This window comes from Sphingorhabdus sp. EL138 (assembly GCF_900258045.1).
Classification (GTDB): Bacteria; Pseudomonadota; Alphaproteobacteria; order Sphingomonadales; family Sphingomonadaceae; genus Parasphingorhabdus.
Map to the genome: position 1 here is coordinate 45428 of NZ_OGVD01000004.1, position 17121 is coordinate 62548.

The window sequence follows — 17121 nt, forward strand, 5'->3', positions numbered from 1 at the left end:
AATAGGTCATATGGAAAATGAATTTCTCGATGTTCTGATTGTTGGTGCGGGCCTGTCCGGTATCGGCGCTGCTGTCCACCTGACCAAAAGATGCCCTGGCAAGAGTTTCGCCATTGTCGAAGGGCGAGAGCGTCTGGGCGGCACATGGGATTTGTTCCGCTATCCTGGTATTCGCTCAGACAGCGACATGTACACTTTGGGCTATAATTTCAAACCGTGGACAGCCCGCAAGGCGATTGCCGATGCGCCGACTATTCTTGATTATCTGCACGAGACGGTGGCTGAACATGGTCTCGAAAAGCATATTCGCTATGAGCGCAAGGTCACCAATGCCAGCTGGTCAAGTGAAACGGCAAGATGGACCGTCAGTCTGACGCATGGCGATGGCTCGACGAGTCAGATAGAGTGCAACTTCCTTTTCATGTGCTCCGGCTATTATAGCTATGAAGGCGGGCATAAGCCGGATTTCAAAGGGTCTGATAATTTTGCAGGACCGATTGTCCATCCTCAGGAATGGCCAGAAGATCTGGACTATACGGGCAAGAAAGTTGTGGTGATCGGCAGCGGCGCGACAGCGGTTACGCTGGTGCCATCGATGGCGGAAACCGCGGGGCATGTTACCATGCTGCAGCGTTCCCCGACCTATATTGTATCCCGCCCCGCAGAGGATAAATTCGCGCTCGCACTTCGCAAATTCCTGCCGAATAAACTGGCTTATGGCATCACCCGCTGGCGCAACGTTCTCTATCAGCTTTTTACTTTCAATCTCGCCCGGCGTCAGCCAGCTGGCTTTAAAAAGAAACTGCTTGAAATGGTCCGTGAGGAAATGGGGCAGGGCGTGGACATGAAGCACTTTACGCCAACCTACAATCCCTGGGATCAGCGGCTCTGTCTGGTGCCGGATAGTGACCTTTTTCAATCGCTCAAGTCAGGGAAGGCGTCTGTTGTCACTGATCATATCGAGCGTTTTGTCGAAGACGGCATATTGCTGAAATCAGGAGAGAAACTGGAAGCGGATATCATCGTCACAGCTACTGGCCTAAAGCTGGTTTCCGGCGGTCATGCCCAGTTTGAGATTGATGGCGAGCCGGTCCATTTTGGTTCTCGTTTCAATTATAAAGGCGTGATGTTCTCCGATGTACCGAATCTCGGGATGACCTTTGGCTACACCAATGCCAGCTGGACATTGAAGGCAGATCTGACCAGCGAATATATTTGCCGGGTGATAAACACCATGGACCGCAAGGGCGCGCAGATAGCCTATCCCCATCCGGCTGACGGAGAAAAACTGATCCCGGAAACAATTGTCGATTTCTCATCCGGCTATATCGAACGCGCTGCCGCTGACTTGCCAAAGCAGGGTCAGAAGAAGCCTTGGCGACTGAACCAGAATTACGCGAAGGATATTGTCAATCTGCGTTACAAGACCGTTGATGACGGCGTGATGGTTTTTGCCAAAGCCGGAAGCATGTCGTTGGGAGCAACCAGCGGAGCTGAATCGGCAGAGCCTTTGAACACGCAACCCGTCGCCGCCTGATTAGGCACTCGCGTTCCGACAATTGTGCGTCTATAGGGACGCGATGACTGACTTTAAGACATTGATAGAGGCCGACAAAGGCCAAGCCGCCAGAACCATCCAGATACTGGATAAGCATGTTTTTGAAGACTGGCTCAAAGACCAACCGGATAGTATTCGCAGCATAGTGAAGGCCTATAAATTCACTGCCAATCCGAAGTCCTACCTAATCCTTCCGATTACCGGGGCAACGGACAAAGACGACAAATCCGAACAAGGTGATTTCACCGTCGTGGCCGGCGTCCGCAATCGCAAAAAGCTGGGCCCATGGGCGCTTGCCAAACTTGGTGGCAGGTTGCCGGAGGGCAAATATCGGCTGGCCGGTGCCAGCGCCAAAGACGCTTTGTTCGGTTGGCTGATCCCGCAGCATGAATTTGACGAGTATAAAGAGCTACCGGATCGTCAGGGGCCCAGTGTCTTGCTGGTCAAGGACGAAATTGCGCAAGTCGACGAAGCAGTCCGTCAAGCGGCGGCCACGGCTCTGGTCCGCGATATGGTCAATACACCAGCAGCTGACATGGGGCCAAACAAGCTTGAGGACATTGTTGAAAAATTGAGCGAAGCGCATGGCGCAGAATTGAAAGTCACCCGCGGAGATACACTGGAAAAGGACTTTCCGATGATCCACGGCGTTGGCAAGGCGGCCATGCGGGATCATGCCCCGCGCCTGATTGAACTGAAATGGGGTAAGGCGGATGCACCCAAGATCGCCATAGTCGGCAAGGGCGTAACCTTTGACAGCGGAGGGCTGTCAATGAAGTCGCCTGCCGGTATGCTCATCATGAAAAAAGACATGGGCGGTGCGGCTCATGCCATTGCTTTGGCAAAGCTGATCATGGAAGCAAAATTGCCGGTACAGCTTCACCTGCTGGTACCGGCGGTGGAAAATTCGGTCGATGGTCATGCGTTACGTCCCGGCGATGTGCTCCATAGTCGCAAGGGAATAACGGTAGAAATTGGTAATACCGATGCCGAAGGGCGCCTGGTATTGGGTGATGCGTTGACGCTGGCAGGGGAAGAAGAGCCCGAGCTTATCATTGATTTTGCGACACTCACTGGCGCAGCGCGCGTCGCTTTGGGTCCCGATTTACCAGCTTTGTTCTGTAATGATGACGAAATGGCCGCTGGCCTGCTCGACAGTGGTGATCAGGAAGATGATCCGCTATGGCGCATGCCTCTTTGGTCCCGTTATGAATATCGTCTCAAAAGCCCTATTGCCGACACGAACAATGTAGCCACGGGGTCTTTTGCGGGCTGCATTACGGCTGCGCTGTTCCTGAAAAAATTCGTTCCGAGCGATATTTCTTGGGCTCATTTTGATACCTATGCATGGCGACCTTCGAGTAAAGCGGGCCGACCCAAAGGCGGAGAGGCATTGGGTCTGCGGGCGAGCTGGAACTACCTGAAAGCACGTTACGCTAAATAACCACGGTGCATCGCCGCTTGATCAACGGGCCGTTTCTCGGTTAAGGGCGGCCTATTGTCACAGCTTTGTCACAAACTGTGGGCGTCGCGTAGTTGCGGCAAAAGCCGTAAATGGGGTATTGAATAAAAATGAATATTGTCGGGGACATGAAAGCCGGAGACATGACGGCGCGCGCGAAATTTTCGCTGCACGGTCCCGAAGAAGATTTCGATCCGCGGATTACCGCGCATCGCGGGGATCTGGCGGATATCGCTCTGGCAGGCAAATTATTTGCGCCGCATTATGCAGAGGCCATACCGATGCGCTGCGCTGCGCCCAAGGCGATGATCCGCAAACAGGGCAACAAAAGTCATGAAGCCGTTTCTGAGCTGCTGCATGGTGAAGGTTTTCAACTGTTGGATGTGGTCGGCGATTGGGCCTGGGGCTTTTGTGATCATGATGGCTATGTCGGTTATTTACCGGTTCATGCTTTGCAGCATCAGCGCAAGACCGCAGAGCCGACTCATTTGATTTCAGCCCGGGCGGCGCTGATATTTATCGATCCCGATGTCAAAGCGGGAGTTATCAAGCGCCTGCCAATGGGGGCCAAACTCGCCTGCGGAGAACCAAGTGAGTGCGGCAAGTTTCTGAAAACTGGCAAAGGCTATGTCCATGTTCGCCATGTTCAGGAGATCGGAGCCAAACAGGTTTTCGACGGTATGAACAGCACGGCACGATTTGCGGAACAGCTAATTGGCGCGCCATATTTATGGGGTGGTCGCAGCGGTGACGGTCTTGATTGTTCAGGTCTGATCCAGATGGTGCTGGGGTTAACGGGACAATCGGCACCGAGAGATGCGGACCAGCAGCTGCTGGCCATCGGATCGGAAATTCCGGGAGATGAAGAGTTAAAGCGCGGGGACATTGTATTTTTTCCTGATCATGTCGGAATAATGGCTGATAGTGACCGGATCATTCATGCGAATATCCACTGGATGCAGGTTGCTGAAGAGCCTTTAAATGATGTGGTTGCGCGTTTTGGTGACGATGTTGAGCAGCCGGTTCTGGCGCGCAAGCGGCTTGGGTGATCAGCGGCCATGACACACAGTGTTTTCATCGATGGTGCGGCCGGAACCACCGGCCTTGAAATTGCCGACCGGCTGGGGTCACGGCAGGAATTTGATCTTGTGCGGCTGCCAGAGGATCGGCGCAAAGACACGGACGCCCGGCGTGAAGCCATTAACAATAGTGATTTTGTAATCCTGTGCCTGCCTGATGAGGCTGCCAAGGAAGCTGTATCACTGATCGACAATGACCGTACGCGGATCATAGACGCTTCGTCAGCCCATCGTACGGCAGCCGATTGGGTCTATGGATTTGCGGAGTTTCAGGATGGACAGCGTGAGCGGATCGCGAACGCGCGGTTCGTCTCAAATCCCGGCTGCTACCCTACCGGTTTCCTTGGTGTTGTCGCGCCGCTTGTTGCTCGCGGCCTGTTACCAGTGGACTGGCCCTATTCCGTTAATGCCGTGTCCGGCTATTCGGGCGGCGGCAAGGCGCTGATCGAGCGGTTCGCGCAAGAGCCGGAAATTGGTTTTCGCAGCTATGGCCTGACCCTGGAGCACAAGCATATGCCAGAGATGAAACGCCATGCCGGTCTCACTCATGACGTGATCTTTGCACCGGCCGTGGTGCGGGCCTATCGCGGTATGATTGTTGAAGTTCCGCTAAACCTGCCCGCTATTGGCGGCGGTGCGAAGTCGGATGATCTGCTGGAAGCGTTGAAAAATCACTATGATGGCTCAGCAATTGTCAGCGTGCATGATGGCAGCGGCACTGGCGAACTATTGCTGAACGAGAATGATCCTGCGACGGATCGGCTCGAACTTAGTGTTTTTGCAGATGATAGCGGCGATCATGTCCGTTTGGTGGCAAAGCTCGACAATCTTGGCAAAGGCGCAGCCGGTAGCACCGTTCAGGACCTGAACATCATGGCCGGTCTGGATGAAACTCTGGGGCTGCGGCTGTAAAACTGACAGCCTTATTCAGCAGTACTTTCATCACGGTCAGGCCGTAAGCTGGTTCCCGCCCGGCCGCTGCGAAAAGACGAAAACCAGCTCAGAGGGTTGAGACTGGTCGTACCATCTAACGAGAACGTGATAAACTCGGCGCGACCGCCGATATTCTCCCAGGGAATTGTGCCGTCAAGGCCAAGCGGGCTCGCTACCCGGCTATCGGCGGATAGATCCCGGTTGTCACCCATCAGGTAAAAATGGCCTTCGGGGATGATGACGGGCGCAATATCGTCAGTGAGCTGCGGCCCCAGATCGATAATATCATAGCTTACGCCGTTAGGCAGCGTTTCGCGAAGGATCGGGAGCGTGCAGACACTGTTACCGGTGGCGTCTGTATTGCGCAGGCCGGGAAATTCGGAACCGCAGGGGGAATTGGCATCAATTGGCAGGTTCAGATCTGGCTGAACTTCTTGTTTGACCGCAACTCCGTTCAGGAAAACCTGGCCGCCGCGCATCTCCAGCATGTCGCCAGGAAGGCCGATAACCCGTTTGATATAGTCGCTGCTCTGATCTTTTGGGGTGAGGATTACGATGTCACCGCGTTCCGGCACCGATCCGAAAAGTCTGCCTTCCATGCGCGGCAATATATGGAATGTCGGTGACACCCATGACCAGCCATAGGCATATTTGCTGACAATCAGGCGATCCCCAACCAATAGGCCGGGCATCATGGACACGGACGGAATGTAAAAGGGCTTTGCTACCAGACTATGAAAGGCCAGAACCGCGAGCAGCAAAAGGCCGATGCTTTTGGCTTCACCGATCCAGTCAGTTTTCTCTTTTTTGGAATTATCCGCCTTGATTGTCGGTTCATCCGCCTTTTCTAAAGCCATATCCTGTTTTCTTCTTCTATTGCCATGCCGACCCATATCCAACCGGCTCACCGTCTAACGCGAAGGCATCGCTTCGATAATGACGAACGCTTGCGCCCATGGATGATCGTCAGTGAGTGTGAGATGAACGACCGCATCATATCCGGCTGGAGTCAAAGCGTCGAGCCGTTTTTTCGCACCCCCGGCAAGCGCCAATGTCGGTGCCCCGCTTCTGGCGTTGATGACGCCGATATCTTTCATATAGACGCCTGCCTTGAAACCGGTTCCCACAGCCTTGGAATAGGCTTCCTTGGCAGCGAAGCGCTTCGCGTAGGTTCCGGCCCTGGTATAAGGCCGGCGTGCGGCTTTGACTCGCTCAACTTCAGTGAATACGCGATTCTCAAAGCGCTCACCAAACCGGTCCAGCGAATTTTGAATGCGCTCTATGTTACAAAGGTCTGATCCAAGGCCAATAATCATAAGGCTATCCTGTAATCTAGTTTAACCAGTCCTTTGCCATAGACTTGCGTTTCGCTCAGTCGCAAATGGCGCATAGCTTTTGTGCTTCGGTATAAGGGGATGCCATCACCCAAAAGAATAGGGACAACAAAAAGTTCGAGGCGATCAAGCAGATCATTCTCTATAAAGGCGGTTTGCAATTTTGGGCCGCCTACGACCCAGCTGTTCAGGCCCTTTTGTTTCAATTCTTTGGCCAGTGCAGGAACGCCGCTGTGCCAGGTGTGGACGTCGGCAAAGGGAATATCCAATGCTGACGATGTCACGATGAACCCCCGTTTCCCTGGATAGGGCCATCCTGATTCGAACGACAAGATCTGCTCATATGTAACGCGGCCAAGCACGACAGCTTCAATTTCGGATAAGAAAAGGTCGTACCCATAGTCGACGTCGTTAAATGGTTCGAGCCAACTGACACCGCCTTCATTGTCTGCGACGAAACCATCGGCGCTGGCGGCGATAAAACCTCTGATCACCGTGCATCACCCATCAACGCGCGCATTTGCTTTATGCTTCCCGCCAATCCACCGAAAATCGCCTCGCCGATCAGGAAATGGCCGATGTTGAGCTCGACCAGCTGCGGGATCGCGGCGATCGGTACGACATTATCAAAGGTCAGGCCGTGGCCGGCATGAGGCTCGATACCATTTTTTGCGGCCAGTGCGGCGGCATCACTAATCCGCCGCAATTCCTTTTCCCGATCCGCGCCGCTGACATGCGCATAATGACCGGTGTGAAATTCGACCACTGGCGCACCGAGATGAATGGCGGCTTCGATCTGGCGTGGGTCGGGTTCGATAAACAGGCTGACCCGGATATTGGCTTCCCGCAGTTGTCCGACAAAATCTGATAGCCGGTTGTGCTGGCTGGCTGCATCCAGGCCGCCCTCAGTCGTGCGTTCTTCCCGTTTTTCGGGAACGATGCAGGCGGCATGTGGCTTGTGCCGCAGCGCGATCTCCAGCATTTCGTCGGTTGCCGCCATCTCAAGGTTTAATGGAATGGAGAGCGTCTCCATCAACGCCAACAAGTCGTCATCACGGATGTGCCGCCGATCCTCCCGCAAGTGCGCAGTAATACCATCAGCGCCAGCCTCCGCTGCTATTGCCGCAGCTCGAATGGGTTCAGGATGGTCACCTCCACGCGCATTGCGAATGGTGGCAACATGGTCAATATTGACGCCCAGTCTCAATTTCGACGTTGCGTTCATGCTTTGCGGCTACCCGGTTTGGTGGTCGGGATGGCAGCGAGTTCTGCCGGTACTTCATCATCCGCGTAGGATGGTACTTCAAGAGCGATCAGCGGAAAGAATGGAACATCAAAACTGGCTGCGCCGTTTGAGCGGTCGACCAATGCTCCTGCTGCAATAACGTCGCCGCCAGCGTCGCCAATAGCCTTGATCGCCTCCCGCGACGAAAGGCCGGTGGTTACAACATCTTCCATCATCAAAACCTTTTGACCAGGCTCCAGGCGGAAGCCCCGGCGCAGTTCAAATGTGCCTTCGGGGCGTTCCAGAAAGATCGCCTCTTTGCTGAGCGCTCTGCCCATTTCATGACCGACTATGACGCCGCCCATTGCCGGTGAGACCACAATATCGATAGCGGATCGAATATCAGCTGGCATCTGGCCAACCAGTGCTTCGGCCAATCTCGCGCCTCGGGCAGGGTCCATCAGTACCCGGGCACATTGCAGATATTGGGCGCTGTGCCGACCGGATGACAATATGAAGTGCCCTTCCAAAAGCGCATCACTGGCGCGGAATTCATCCAATATTTCGGTTTCAGTCACGATTTTATTCTGCCCTGTTTGCTGTTGTATTTCAGAAATGGCTTCATCTTGGTTCTAATGAAAGGCCAAAAACTGAAAAAATATGCGTAGAGTAGCTTGAGGCTTGCGACAACCCTGCTTATAAGCCGCGTCAAACGGGATGTTTCAGGTTCAATGGCCGATTGCCCAGATGGGCATATTTACCAGAATATCTGGTGAGCCCATATGCTGAAAACGCCCGAAAATTGGGGTAAAAATAAGGTTGAGCAAGTAATGACTCATTATGTGAAAGCATGGATTCTGGCATTGGGCCTGATTCTCACGCCCGCGGTTGCAACCGCGCAAGATGCCTTGCCGGCGGCTCCAGGAGCCGAGGCGGCACCTGCTGAGGCAAGTGTTGATGCAGGGGCCCCGGCAGCCGAAGCGGCGCCAGCTTCAGGACTTGATCCTGCTCTTTACACGCCGATGAAACCTACCGAAGGCGTGGGTATGCCGGTCGATGGCGGTCTCGATTTTCAGCCACAGGTCAGTGAAACTGGCAAGCAAGCCAAATGGATAAACAACTCCATATTATTGCCAATCATGACCGTTATCTGTCTGTTCGTGCTCGCATTGCTGTTTTGGGTCATGATCCGTTTTCGTCGCGGAGCCAATCCGGAACCTTCGAAAACAACGCATAATACCTTTATCGAAGTTGTCTGGACGGTTGTTCCAGTCTTGATTCTTCTGGTTATCGCTGTTCCTTCCATCAGCCTGCTGGCTCAGCAATTTGAACCTGCACCGGAAGACGCTTTGACCGTGAAAGTGACGGGTTATCAATGGTATTGGGGTTACAATTACCCTGACAACGGTGACTTCGAAATTATTTCCAACATGCTGACCGAAGAGGAAGCAAACGAGAGTGGCGAGCCATTCCAGCTAGCAGTCGATAACCGGATGGTTATTCCGGTTGGAAAGCCTGTGAAAATGCTGATTACCGGTGCAGACGTTATCCACAGCTTCGCGATACCAGCGGCATGGTTCAAACTGGATGCCGTTCCGGGACGGATTAACGAAAAAGTTCTGCAAATCGATGAAGTTGGCGTTTATTACGGGCAATGTTCTGAGCTTTGCGGCGCGCGGCATGGCTTCATGCCAATCGCTGTCGAGGTTTTGCCGGAAGACAAGTTTAACGACTGGGTGCGCGCAAATGGTGGAACTGTAAAAGGGGACGAAGTCGCCGCCGACGAGAGTGAAGATGGCGCGGCTGAGGAAACCGCATCTGATGACACGACAACAGAAGGCGCGCCTGCGGATGCAGCCGCCGCTGCGAATTAAGGGATACGCAAGCGATGACAACTATTGCAGCAGACGGCCAGATTTTGGATGATCACGCACATGATGCGGACCACAAGCCAGCCTTTTTTCAACGTTGGTTCATGTCGACCAACCACAAAGACATCGGTACGCTTTACCTGATTTTCGCCATTATCGCGGGAATTATCGGTGGCGCGATTTCCGGGATGATGCGGATGGAACTGGCTGAGCCAGGCATTCAATATCTGACAGGCTGGGTTGGTGCAGGTGCATCCATGGATGAAGCGCTTCATCTCTGGAATGTGCTTATCACTGCACATGGTCTGATCATGGTCTTTTTCATGGTTATGCCGGCAATGATTGGCGGCTTCGGCAACTGGTTCGTTCCTTTGATGATCGGCGCGCCGGATATGGCGTTTCCGCGGATGAACAATATTAGCTTCTGGCTACTTGTTCCCGCATTCCTGCTTCTTTTGGGATCGGCTTTTGTTCCTGGCGGAACCGGTAATGGTGCCGGTACTGGCTGGACAGTTTATGCGCCGCTCGCCACTACCGGATCGGTAGGTCCTGCCGTGGATATGGCAATATTGTCGCTTCACCTTGCAGGTGCGAGCTCCATCTTGGGCGCGATCAACTTTATCACGACCATTTTGAATATGCGGGCGCCGGGCATGACACTGCACAAAATGCCGCTATTTGTATGGTCGGTTCTGGTGACGGCTTTCTTGCTGCTTCTGGCGCTGCCTGTGCTCGCTGCCGCTATTACGATGCTGCTGACAGATCGTAACTTTGGCACAACCTTCTTTGATGCCGCGGGCGGTGGTGATCCGGTGCTTTACCAGCATCTGTTCTGGTTCTTCGGGCATCCTGAAGTTTACATCATGATCCTGCCCGGTTTCGGCATGATCAGCCACATTATCTCGACCTTCTCGCGCAAGCCTATCTTTGGCTATCTCGGCATGGCCTATGCCATGGTCGCGATTGGCGTCGTCGGGTTTGTTGTTTGGGCGCACCACATGTTCACCACGGGCATGTCGGTTAACGTAAAAATGTACTTTACCGCAGCAACCATGGTGATCGCGGTGCCGACCGGCATCAAGATTTTCTCCTGGATTGCAACCATGTGGGGCGGGTCAATGACCTTCAAAACCCCTATGGTCTGGGCGCTGGGCTTCATCTTCATGTTCACCGTTGGTGGTGTGACCGGTGTTGTGCTGGCCAATGGCGGTATCGATGACAACTTGCATGATACCTATTATGTGGTTGCTCACTTCCACTATGTGTTGTCGCTGGGTGCCGTCTTCTCGATCTTTGCCGGCTTCTATTACTGGTTCCCGAAAATGTCGGGTCGCCATTATAGCGAGCTGCTCGGTCAATTGCATTTCTGGACCTTCTTCATCGGCGTGAACATCCTGTTCTTCCCCATGCACTTCCTGGGTAACCAGAGCATGCCGCGACGCTATCCGGACTATCCGGAGCAGTTTGCCTATTGGAACGAGATTGCGTCCCTTGGATATGTGGTCATGGCCGTTGGCGTATTGATTTTCTTTGTCAATATCGCCTGGGCTCTGGTTGCCGGTCGTAAGGCTGAGGCGAATTACTGGGGTGAAGGTGCAACGACGCTGGAATGGACATTGTCCAGCCCGCCGCCGTTCCACCAGTTTGAGACGCTTCCCCAGATTAAGTAATCGGGGATTGCTGATTGCATCTATCCTGCCGGTGGCTGAAAGGCTGCCGGCACGATAGCGATAGTGACGACATGAGATACTGATAAAGACATGACAACCGCTTCTACATCACCTTACAAGCTGGCCAGCGCACGGGATTTGTTTGCGCTGACCAAGCCGCGCGTGATGTCGCTGGTGATTTTTACGGCAATCTGCGGGTTGATGGCGGCTCCCGGTTCCATTCATCCGATTATCGGTTTCACGGCAATATTGGCGATTAGCCTGGGTGCAGGAGCATCCGCGGCGCTGAACCAATGGTATGAACATGATATTGATGCAGTGATGAAGCGGACCGCAGGTCGGCCTTTGCCGGCGGGGCGCATGGACCGCGAAACCGCACTGCATTTCGGAGTAGGGTTATCAGTCTTTTCTGTTCTGCTGATGGGAGTCGCGGTCAATTGGCTTAGCGCTGCGATATTGGCCTTCTCTATTTTCTTCTATGCCGTGATTTATACAATTTGGCTAAAGCGCAGTACGCCGCAGAATATTGTCATCGGCGGTGCGGCAGGCGCTTTCCCACCTGTCATAGGTTGGGCGGCCGTTACCGGCGACGTCACGTTGATGCCGGTACTGTTGTTCGCGATCATTTTCTTTTGGACGCCCCCGCATTTCTGGGCACTCGCGCTGTTTGTGAACAGTGACTATTCCAAAGCGGGTATCCCCATGATGCCGGTCGTTGCCGGTCGAAAATCTACGCGCAGACAGATCGCAGGTTACAGCCTGATACTTACCGCCTGCGCTGTTGCACCCTTTGCTATGGGTATGACCGGGGCGGTTTATGGCGTAACCGCGATTGTGCTGAGCCTGGCCTTCACTCTGTTATCCTTCCGCGTGGGTGTCAGCAGAACAGAGAACCCCGGTGCGATGCAGGCAGAGAAGCATTTGTTTAAGTTCTCCATCGTCTATCTTTTCGCCTTGTTCGCCGCGCTGGTTGCAGACAGGATGATATTTGCATGAGCAAGATCGATAGCAAAAATGCAGCAATGACGCCGGAGGAGCAGAAAGCCTATCAGGCCAAGCAAAAGCAGCGCGCAGCGATTATGGCTGGCTTGCTCTTTTTCCTTGTCGTGTTATTTTACTTCATCACCTTCGTAAAAATAAACAGTTCGATATCATGAGCCACGCCCAGACGAGAGATATGTCGACTAAGAACCTGCGCATTGCGGCAATGGCGGGTGCGATGGGTATCGCGATGCTGGGTATGGGCTATGCCGCTGTACCGCTCTATGAAATTTTCTGCCGGGTCACAGGATATGGCGGAACCACTCAGCGGGTGGATGCGGCCCAAGCTGCCACGGTTCAGGCCACGTCGCGTGTCATGTCGGTTCGGTTCGATTCCAATGTCAATTCTGCCTTGCCATGGGCATTTAAACCGGAAAACCCGGTAGACCGGGTTAGTGTAGGCGCACGTGACATGGCGATCTACATTGCAACAAATAAATCAGATCAGCCGGTTGTGGGTACTGCGACCTTCAACGTGACACCGGTGCAAGCCGGAAAATATTTTCACAAAGTGCAGTGTTTCTGTTTCACGGAGCAACTTCTGGAGCCTGGGCAAACGATGCGGATGCCTGTGCTTTATTATGTTGATCCGGCGATTATGGATGATCCGGAAACGCGGGATATTGAAGAAATCACACTAAGCTATACATTTTATCGCTCGAAAGACGGCATTGCGGTAGACCCCGCAACTGGCGAGAGCTAAGAACAGTAACGAATAAAATCTGGGGAATAAAACCATGGCTGGAGCCAAAAACCACGATTACCATATTTTGCCGCCAGACATTTGGCCTTTTTTTGGCGCCTTTTCTGCGCTTACCATGGCGTTTGGCGGTGTAATGTGGTTGCATCCGGATGTCTTTGGATCATTTGGTCCGATGGTATTTGCAATTGGCGTCGCCACCGTTGCCCTGACTTTTTATGCATGGTGGTCGAATGTGGTCAAAGAGGCACATGCCGGTGATCATACGCCCGTGGTGCAATTGCATCTGCGTTATGGGATGATCCTTTTCATTGCCTCAGAGGTGATGTTCTTTGTTGGCTGGTTCTGGGCTTGGTTCGACTATTCCCTGTTCCCGCAGCCAATTGACTTTGCCGATGGTATAGCCACCAACCTGATCGGCCAGGAGGGCGCCGCGGCGCTTGTGCAATGGCCGCCAAAGGGCATTGAAGTTCTGAATGCTTTTGAGCTTCCGCTTCTCAACACTCTCATTCTGCTCTGCTCCGGCACAACAGTGACATGGGCGCACCACTCTTTGATCCATGGCAATCGTAAGGGGCTGATTACCGGGCTGTGGCTGACCATCATACTGGGCTTGGTGTTCAGTGGCATCCAGGCTTATGAATATAGCATCGCTCCGTTCCCGTTTGCCGGCGTGAACTATAGCAGCGCTTTCTACATGGCGACCGGTTTCCACGGCTTCCACGTGCTTGTCGGTACGATCTTCCTGATCGTTTGTCTGGCACGGGCTTACAAAGGCCATTTCACGCCTAAACAGCATTTTGGTTTCGAGGCTGCTGCCTGGTATTGGCATTTTGTCGATGTCGTGTGGTTGTTCCTGTTCATTGTTGTCTATGTATGGGGCGGCTGGGGCGCACCGGTTCACTAGGACATTTTCTGGGACAGTTTTTTGACGGATACCGAAAACTCAAAAGGGCAGCCGGATGTTTTTCCCGCTGCCCTTTTTGGACTCTGCCCCCATTGCGGTCAGAAAACCCTGTTTCGCAGTGTGACTGCGTTTGCGGAAAAATGCCGCGCGTGTGGACTGGATTACGACAAGTATAATGTCGGTGATGGCCCGGCCGCCTTTTTGACATTGATTGTCGGAGGGGTAGTGCTGGCGTTGGCATTGATCGTGGAGCTTAATTATTATCCACCGATGTGGCTTCATGTGCTGTTGTGGGTTCCGCTCACCGTCGCTGCTGTTGTGGGTGCCCTGAGAATATCCAAGGGAGTATTGCTGATTTTGGAACATCGTAATCAAGCCCGTGAGGGCAGTATCGATGACGGTGTTGAGAAATGAAAGGCCTGCCAATCATTGGAACTGTCCTTATGCTGGCCGCCGTTGCTACGATGGTAGGGCTCGGTATCTGGCAGTTGCAGCGCGCTGACTGGAAAAACAGCCTGCTGGCAAGTTATGAAGCGGCGCGTGATAAACCCGCCATTAGCTATCCCGCGGTTCCTGTTGAAGATGACCCATCCTATTTTCGCCGATCATCGGTAAATTGTCTGGAGGTCATTGATTGGCGAGCGGTTAGCGGCCGCAATGCCAATGGTCAGGCGGGCTGGGCCCATATTGCGCATTGCAAAACATCGGGAGGCGAAGGGCCTGGGGCGCATATTGTTGCTGGCTGGTCCAAATCACCGGAGGATCCGGAATGGGGAGGCGGCTTGGTCGACGGCATTGTCGCGCCGGATAGCCAATATATGGTGCGTCTTGTTGCCAGCGAGCCGGTGGCTGGATTACAAAAAAGCCAAGAGCCTTCAACAGACGACGTTCCCAACAATCATATGGCCTATGCGGTTCAATGGTTCCTGTTTGCCGGTATAGCACTGGTCATCTATTTTCTGGCTCTCAGAGGGCGCAACAAGGCTGCCAGCCAAGCTTAAAACTTGCCCTTGGCGAATGAGGCCGCTAACCCGCTGGCCATCATGGAATATATCTCAACCCGCGGTGGTGCACAGCCGCTGAATTTCGAACAGGTGACACTTGCTGGTCTGGCTGGTGACGGCGGCCTTTATGTGCCGACTCATTGGCCCAAACTGACCGAAGCGGAAATTGCCGACATGGCCGCGTTCCCCTATTCGGAAATTGCCGTTCGTGTGATGCGGCCGTTCATCGGCGATGTGCTGACCGAGGAGGAACTGCGCGATTTGTGTGAAAAGGCATATGGCCGTTTCGCGCACAAAGCCGTGACACCTCTGGTACAATTGGATGGACAACATTGGCTGCTGGAGCTGTTCCATGGGCCAACATTGGCGTTCAAGGATGTGGCGCTGCAATTGCTCGGGCTGTTGTTCGAGACTTTCCTGGCTCGGCAGGACAGACATCTGACAGTTGTGGGGGCAACATCGGGTGATACCGGATCGGCGGCCATTGATGCGCTGGCCGGACGGGAAAAAGTCGATATCTTCATGCTCCATCCCGATGGACGCATATCGGATGTGCAGCGGCGTCAAATGACAACGGTGCTCGCACCCAATGTTCACAATATCGCCATTGACGGCAGCTTTGATGATGCTCAGGCCATGGTGAAGCGGATGTTTGCGGACACCGAGGTAACCGACCGGTTTGCCATTTCTGCGGTGAACTCCATCAACTGGGCGCGGCTGATGGCCCAGATTGTCTATTATTTCTATGCGGCCTCGCAATTGGGAGCACCGCACCGCAAAGTGGCATTCTCTGTACCGACGGGCAATTTTGGCGATGTATTTGCCGGTTACGTGGCCGCGCAAATGGGATTGCCGGTGGAGCGGCTGATTGTCGCAACCAACGTGAATGACATTCTTCACCGCGCCTTGAGTGCGGGTGACTATTCTGCCGGAACAGTAACGCCAACAGCTGCGCCATCGATGGATATTCAGATAAGCAGCAATTTTGAACGGTTATTGTTCGACCTTGAAGGTCGTGATGGTGCCAAAACCGCTGCCCGGATGAAAGCGTTTGAAGAGACGCGTGACATGCAGATTGACCCGGATATGCGGGCCAAGGCGGCATCGCTCTTCACCAGCCAAAGAGTAGATCCGGATAGCATGACCCTGGCGATGAGCAAGGCGCAGGAAGAGGCTGGGCAGGTGATTGATCCGCACACAGCAATCGGTCTGGCGGCAGCACGGGCGAGCGACATTGATCCATCGGTACCGGTCGTGACTTTGGCCACCGCCCATCCCGCAAAATTTCGCGAAGCGGTAGAGCGGGCCACCGGCACGCGCCCGATCTTGCCGCGCCGGATTGGCGATCTGTTTGACCGGGAAGAGGCATGCGACAAACTGCCGGGAGATTATGATGCGGTTAAGGCATTTGTAACCGGCAAAGCAACACCTGCCGATGGTTGAGGCGGCGTCAAGGCCCGGCGTGATGATCAGCGATCCGCGCAGCGACTATGCGCTGATCGATAGTGGCCATGGCCGCAAGCTGGAACGCTATGGCGATTATCGGTTCATTCGCCCCGAACCGCAGGCGATGTGGTCGCCTGCGCAGAATGAATGGCAGGCGGATGGCGAGTTTATTCCGGCTTCGGATGATGACGGCGGCGGGCGCTGGCATTTCAATCGACCTGTTCCCAAAGAAGGATGGCCGCTCACTTGGGAAGAGGTCACCTTTACCGCCCAATGCACACCGTTTCGCCATCTCGCCTATTTCCCGGATATGGACCCGGTGTGGCGCTGGATCCGTTCCAATCTGGAAGGCGTTGAGGAAGCACAAGCGCTTAATCTCTTTGGCTATACCGGTGTCGGCACGCTGGCTCTATCCGCGGCCGGCGCAAAGCTGGTTCATGTTGATGCATCCAAAAAATCGGTGTCAGCGGCGCGGGATAATGCGGCTCTTTCTGGCATGTCGGAACGTCCGGTGCGCTGGATTATCGATGATGCGGCGAAATTTGCCGCAAGAGAAGTGCGGCGCGAGCGACGCTATGACGCGATCCTGCTCGACCCACCCAAATATGGCCGCGGGCCGGATGGTGAAATCTGGCGGCTCGAGGAAGATTTGGCTCCGCTGATCGAGAGCTGCGGGCAGCTGCTGGATGAGAATAGCAAGTGCCTGTTCCTGACCGTCTACGCGGTACGTATGTCCGCTCTCGCGCTCGGCTCGCTCCTTGAAGAGAAGCTAGCTCATTTGGGCGGCACGATAGAGGTTGGCGACCTTGCGGTAAGGGAAGAAGCACGCGGTCTGCTGCTGCCAACAGCAATCTATGCGCGGTGGTCCAGATAGAAGCTCTCAGCAGCCAG

Annotated in this window: 19 protein-coding genes; 14 read left to right on the plus strand and 5 right to left on the minus strand. The window is 54.0% G+C overall.

Features of this window, described 5'->3' with window-relative positions:
• Nucleotides 1-10 precede the first annotated feature (10 nt).
• From DK507_RS10150 to argC, 4 genes are all read left to right on the plus strand, one after another.
• Nucleotides 11-1537, plus strand: coding sequence for an NAD(P)/FAD-dependent oxidoreductase (locus DK507_RS10150; protein WP_109356307.1), 1527 nt, complete (start codon nucleotides 11-13; stop codon nucleotides 1535-1537).
• Between the two features lie 43 nt (nucleotides 1538-1580).
• A complete protein-coding gene (locus DK507_RS10155) occupies nucleotides 1581-3002 on the plus strand; it encodes a M17 family metallopeptidase (RefSeq protein ID WP_109356308.1) in 1422 nt (473 codons plus the stop codon).
• A 128-nt stretch (nucleotides 3003-3130) separates the two neighbouring features.
• Nucleotides 3131-4069 (plus strand): C40 family peptidase, encoded by a 939-nt coding sequence (locus tag DK507_RS10160; protein ID WP_254054335.1) that lies wholly within the window; start codon nucleotides 3131-3133, stop codon nucleotides 4067-4069.
• 9 nt (nucleotides 4070-4078) lie between these two features.
• Nucleotides 4079-5011 (plus strand): N-acetyl-gamma-glutamyl-phosphate reductase, encoded by a 933-nt coding sequence (argC, locus tag DK507_RS10165; protein ID WP_109356309.1) that lies wholly within the window; start codon nucleotides 4079-4081, stop codon nucleotides 5009-5011.
• An 11-nt stretch (nucleotides 5012-5022) separates the two neighbouring features.
• On the opposite strand, the gene lepB is transcribed toward argC, so the two are convergent.
• From lepB to pyrE, 5 genes are read right to left on the minus strand one after another with little or no spacing between them, the layout of a single operon-like run.
• Complete coding sequence (gene lepB / locus DK507_RS10170; RefSeq protein ID WP_109356310.1) at nucleotides 5023-5889, minus strand: signal peptidase I; 867 nt, start codon at nucleotides 5887-5889, stop codon at nucleotides 5023-5025.
• A gap of 54 nt (nucleotides 5890-5943) precedes the next feature.
• Nucleotides 5944-6348 carry a holo-ACP synthase gene (gene acpS / locus DK507_RS10175; protein ID WP_109356311.1) on the minus strand — a complete coding sequence of 135 codons (405 nt, stop codon included), beginning with the start codon at nucleotides 6346-6348 and terminating at the stop codon, nucleotides 5944-5946.
• On the minus strand, nucleotides 6345-6860 hold the full coding sequence (locus DK507_RS10180; protein WP_109356312.1) for a dihydrofolate reductase family protein: 516 nt from the start codon (nucleotides 6858-6860) through the stop codon (nucleotides 6345-6347). The genes acpS and DK507_RS10180 overlap by 4 nt, the downstream gene beginning before the upstream one ends.
• Nucleotides 6857-7591 carry a pyridoxine 5'-phosphate synthase gene (locus DK507_RS10185; protein ID WP_109356313.1) on the minus strand — a complete coding sequence of 245 codons (735 nt, stop codon included), beginning with the start codon at nucleotides 7589-7591 and terminating at the stop codon, nucleotides 6857-6859. The genes DK507_RS10180 and DK507_RS10185 overlap by 4 nt, the downstream gene beginning before the upstream one ends.
• Nucleotides 7588-8169 (minus strand): orotate phosphoribosyltransferase, encoded by a 582-nt coding sequence (pyrE, locus tag DK507_RS10190; protein ID WP_109356314.1) that lies wholly within the window; start codon nucleotides 8167-8169, stop codon nucleotides 7588-7590. The genes DK507_RS10185 and pyrE overlap by 4 nt, the downstream gene beginning before the upstream one ends.
• A 204-nt stretch (nucleotides 8170-8373) precedes the next feature.
• Here pyrE and coxB point away from each other — a divergent pair, with 204 nt between their 5' ends.
• From coxB to DK507_RS10235, 10 genes are all read left to right on the plus strand, one after another.
• The gene (coxB, locus tag DK507_RS10195) at nucleotides 8374-9465 is read left to right on the plus strand and encodes a cytochrome c oxidase subunit II (protein WP_254054336.1); all 1092 of its coding nucleotides are present in this window, start codon (nucleotides 8374-8376) and stop codon (nucleotides 9463-9465) included.
• Nucleotides 9466-9479: 14 nt separating this feature from the next.
• Entirely contained in the window at nucleotides 9480-11132 is a 1653-nt protein-coding gene (ctaD, locus tag DK507_RS10200; protein WP_109356315.1) for a cytochrome c oxidase subunit I, read from the plus strand.
• 90 nt (nucleotides 11133-11222) lie between these two features.
• On the plus strand, nucleotides 11223-12128 hold the full coding sequence (locus DK507_RS10205) for a heme o synthase (RefSeq protein WP_109356316.1): 906 nt from the start codon (nucleotides 11223-11225) through the stop codon (nucleotides 12126-12128).
• Nucleotides 12125-12289, plus strand: a complete 165-nt coding sequence (locus DK507_RS17860; RefSeq protein ID WP_162558996.1) for a hypothetical protein — start codon at nucleotides 12125-12127, stop codon at nucleotides 12287-12289. Before DK507_RS10205 ends, DK507_RS17860 begins: the two co-directional genes overlap by 4 nt.
• A gap of 20 nt (nucleotides 12290-12309) precedes the next feature.
• Complete coding sequence (locus DK507_RS10210; RefSeq protein ID WP_254054337.1) at nucleotides 12310-12876, plus strand: cytochrome c oxidase assembly protein; 567 nt, start codon at nucleotides 12310-12312, stop codon at nucleotides 12874-12876.
• 34 nt (nucleotides 12877-12910) lie between these two features.
• Nucleotides 12911-13780 carry a cytochrome c oxidase subunit 3 gene (locus DK507_RS10215; protein WP_109356318.1) on the plus strand — a complete coding sequence of 290 codons (870 nt, stop codon included), beginning with the start codon at nucleotides 12911-12913 and terminating at the stop codon, nucleotides 13778-13780.
• 21 nt (nucleotides 13781-13801) lie between these two features.
• The gene (locus DK507_RS10220) at nucleotides 13802-14194 is read left to right on the plus strand and encodes a DUF983 domain-containing protein (RefSeq protein WP_109356319.1); all 393 of its coding nucleotides are present in this window, start codon (nucleotides 13802-13804) and stop codon (nucleotides 14192-14194) included.
• Nucleotides 14195-14223: 29 nt separating this feature from the next.
• The gene (locus DK507_RS10225) at nucleotides 14224-14781 is read left to right on the plus strand and encodes an SURF1 family protein (protein WP_254054338.1); all 558 of its coding nucleotides are present in this window, start codon (nucleotides 14224-14226) and stop codon (nucleotides 14779-14781) included.
• Nucleotides 14782-14823: 42 nt separating this feature from the next.
• A complete protein-coding gene (thrC, locus tag DK507_RS10230) occupies nucleotides 14824-16227 on the plus strand; it encodes a threonine synthase (protein ID WP_109357608.1) in 1404 nt (467 codons plus the stop codon).
• Nucleotides 16228-16249: 22 nt separating this feature from the next.
• Nucleotides 16250-17104 carry a class I SAM-dependent methyltransferase gene (locus tag DK507_RS10235; RefSeq protein ID WP_254054339.1) on the plus strand — a complete coding sequence of 285 codons (855 nt, stop codon included), beginning with the start codon at nucleotides 16250-16252 and terminating at the stop codon, nucleotides 17102-17104.
• The last annotated feature ends 17 nt before the right edge of the window (nucleotides 17105-17121 follow it).

Bases quoted from the DNA above. Each gene is read 5' to 3' on its own strand.
- DK507_RS10150 (WP_109356307.1), top strand. From the start codon at position 11: ATGGAAAATGAATTTCTCGATGTTCTGATTGTTGGTGCGGGCCTGTCC.
- DK507_RS10155 (WP_109356308.1), top strand. From the start codon at position 1,581: ATGACTGACTTTAAGACATTGATAGAGGCCGACAAAGGCCAAGCCGCC.
- DK507_RS10160 (WP_254054335.1), top strand. From the start codon at position 3,131: ATGAATATTGTCGGGGACATGAAAGCCGGAGACATGACGGCGCGCGCG.
- argC (WP_109356309.1), top strand. From the start codon at position 4,079: ATGACACACAGTGTTTTCATCGATGGTGCGGCCGGAACCACCGGCCTT.
- lepB (WP_109356310.1), bottom strand. From the start codon at position 5,889: ATGGCTTTAGAAAAGGCGGATGAACCGACAATCAAGGCGGATAATTCC.
- acpS (WP_109356311.1), bottom strand. From the start codon at position 6,348: ATGATTATTGGCCTTGGATCAGACCTTTGTAACATAGAGCGCATTCAA.
- DK507_RS10185 (WP_109356313.1), bottom strand. From the start codon at position 7,591: ATGAACGCAACGTCGAAATTGAGACTGGGCGTCAATATTGACCATGTT.
- coxB (WP_254054336.1), top strand. From the start codon at position 8,374: ATGCTGAAAACGCCCGAAAATTGGGGTAAAAATAAGGTTGAGCAAGTA.
- ctaD (WP_109356315.1), top strand. From the start codon at position 9,480: ATGACAACTATTGCAGCAGACGGCCAGATTTTGGATGATCACGCACAT.
- DK507_RS10205 (WP_109356316.1), top strand. From the start codon at position 11,223: ATGACAACCGCTTCTACATCACCTTACAAGCTGGCCAGCGCACGGGAT.
- DK507_RS17860 (WP_162558996.1), top strand. From the start codon at position 12,125: ATGAGCAAGATCGATAGCAAAAATGCAGCAATGACGCCGGAGGAGCAG.
- DK507_RS10210 (WP_254054337.1), top strand. From the start codon at position 12,310: ATGTCGACTAAGAACCTGCGCATTGCGGCAATGGCGGGTGCGATGGGT.
- DK507_RS10215 (WP_109356318.1), top strand. From the start codon at position 12,911: ATGGCTGGAGCCAAAAACCACGATTACCATATTTTGCCGCCAGACATT.
- DK507_RS10225 (WP_254054338.1), top strand. From the start codon at position 14,224: ATGCTGGCCGCCGTTGCTACGATGGTAGGGCTCGGTATCTGGCAGTTG.
- thrC (WP_109357608.1), top strand. From the start codon at position 14,824: ATGGAATATATCTCAACCCGCGGTGGTGCACAGCCGCTGAATTTCGAA.
- DK507_RS10235 (WP_254054339.1), top strand. From the start codon at position 16,250: ATGATCAGCGATCCGCGCAGCGACTATGCGCTGATCGATAGTGGCCAT.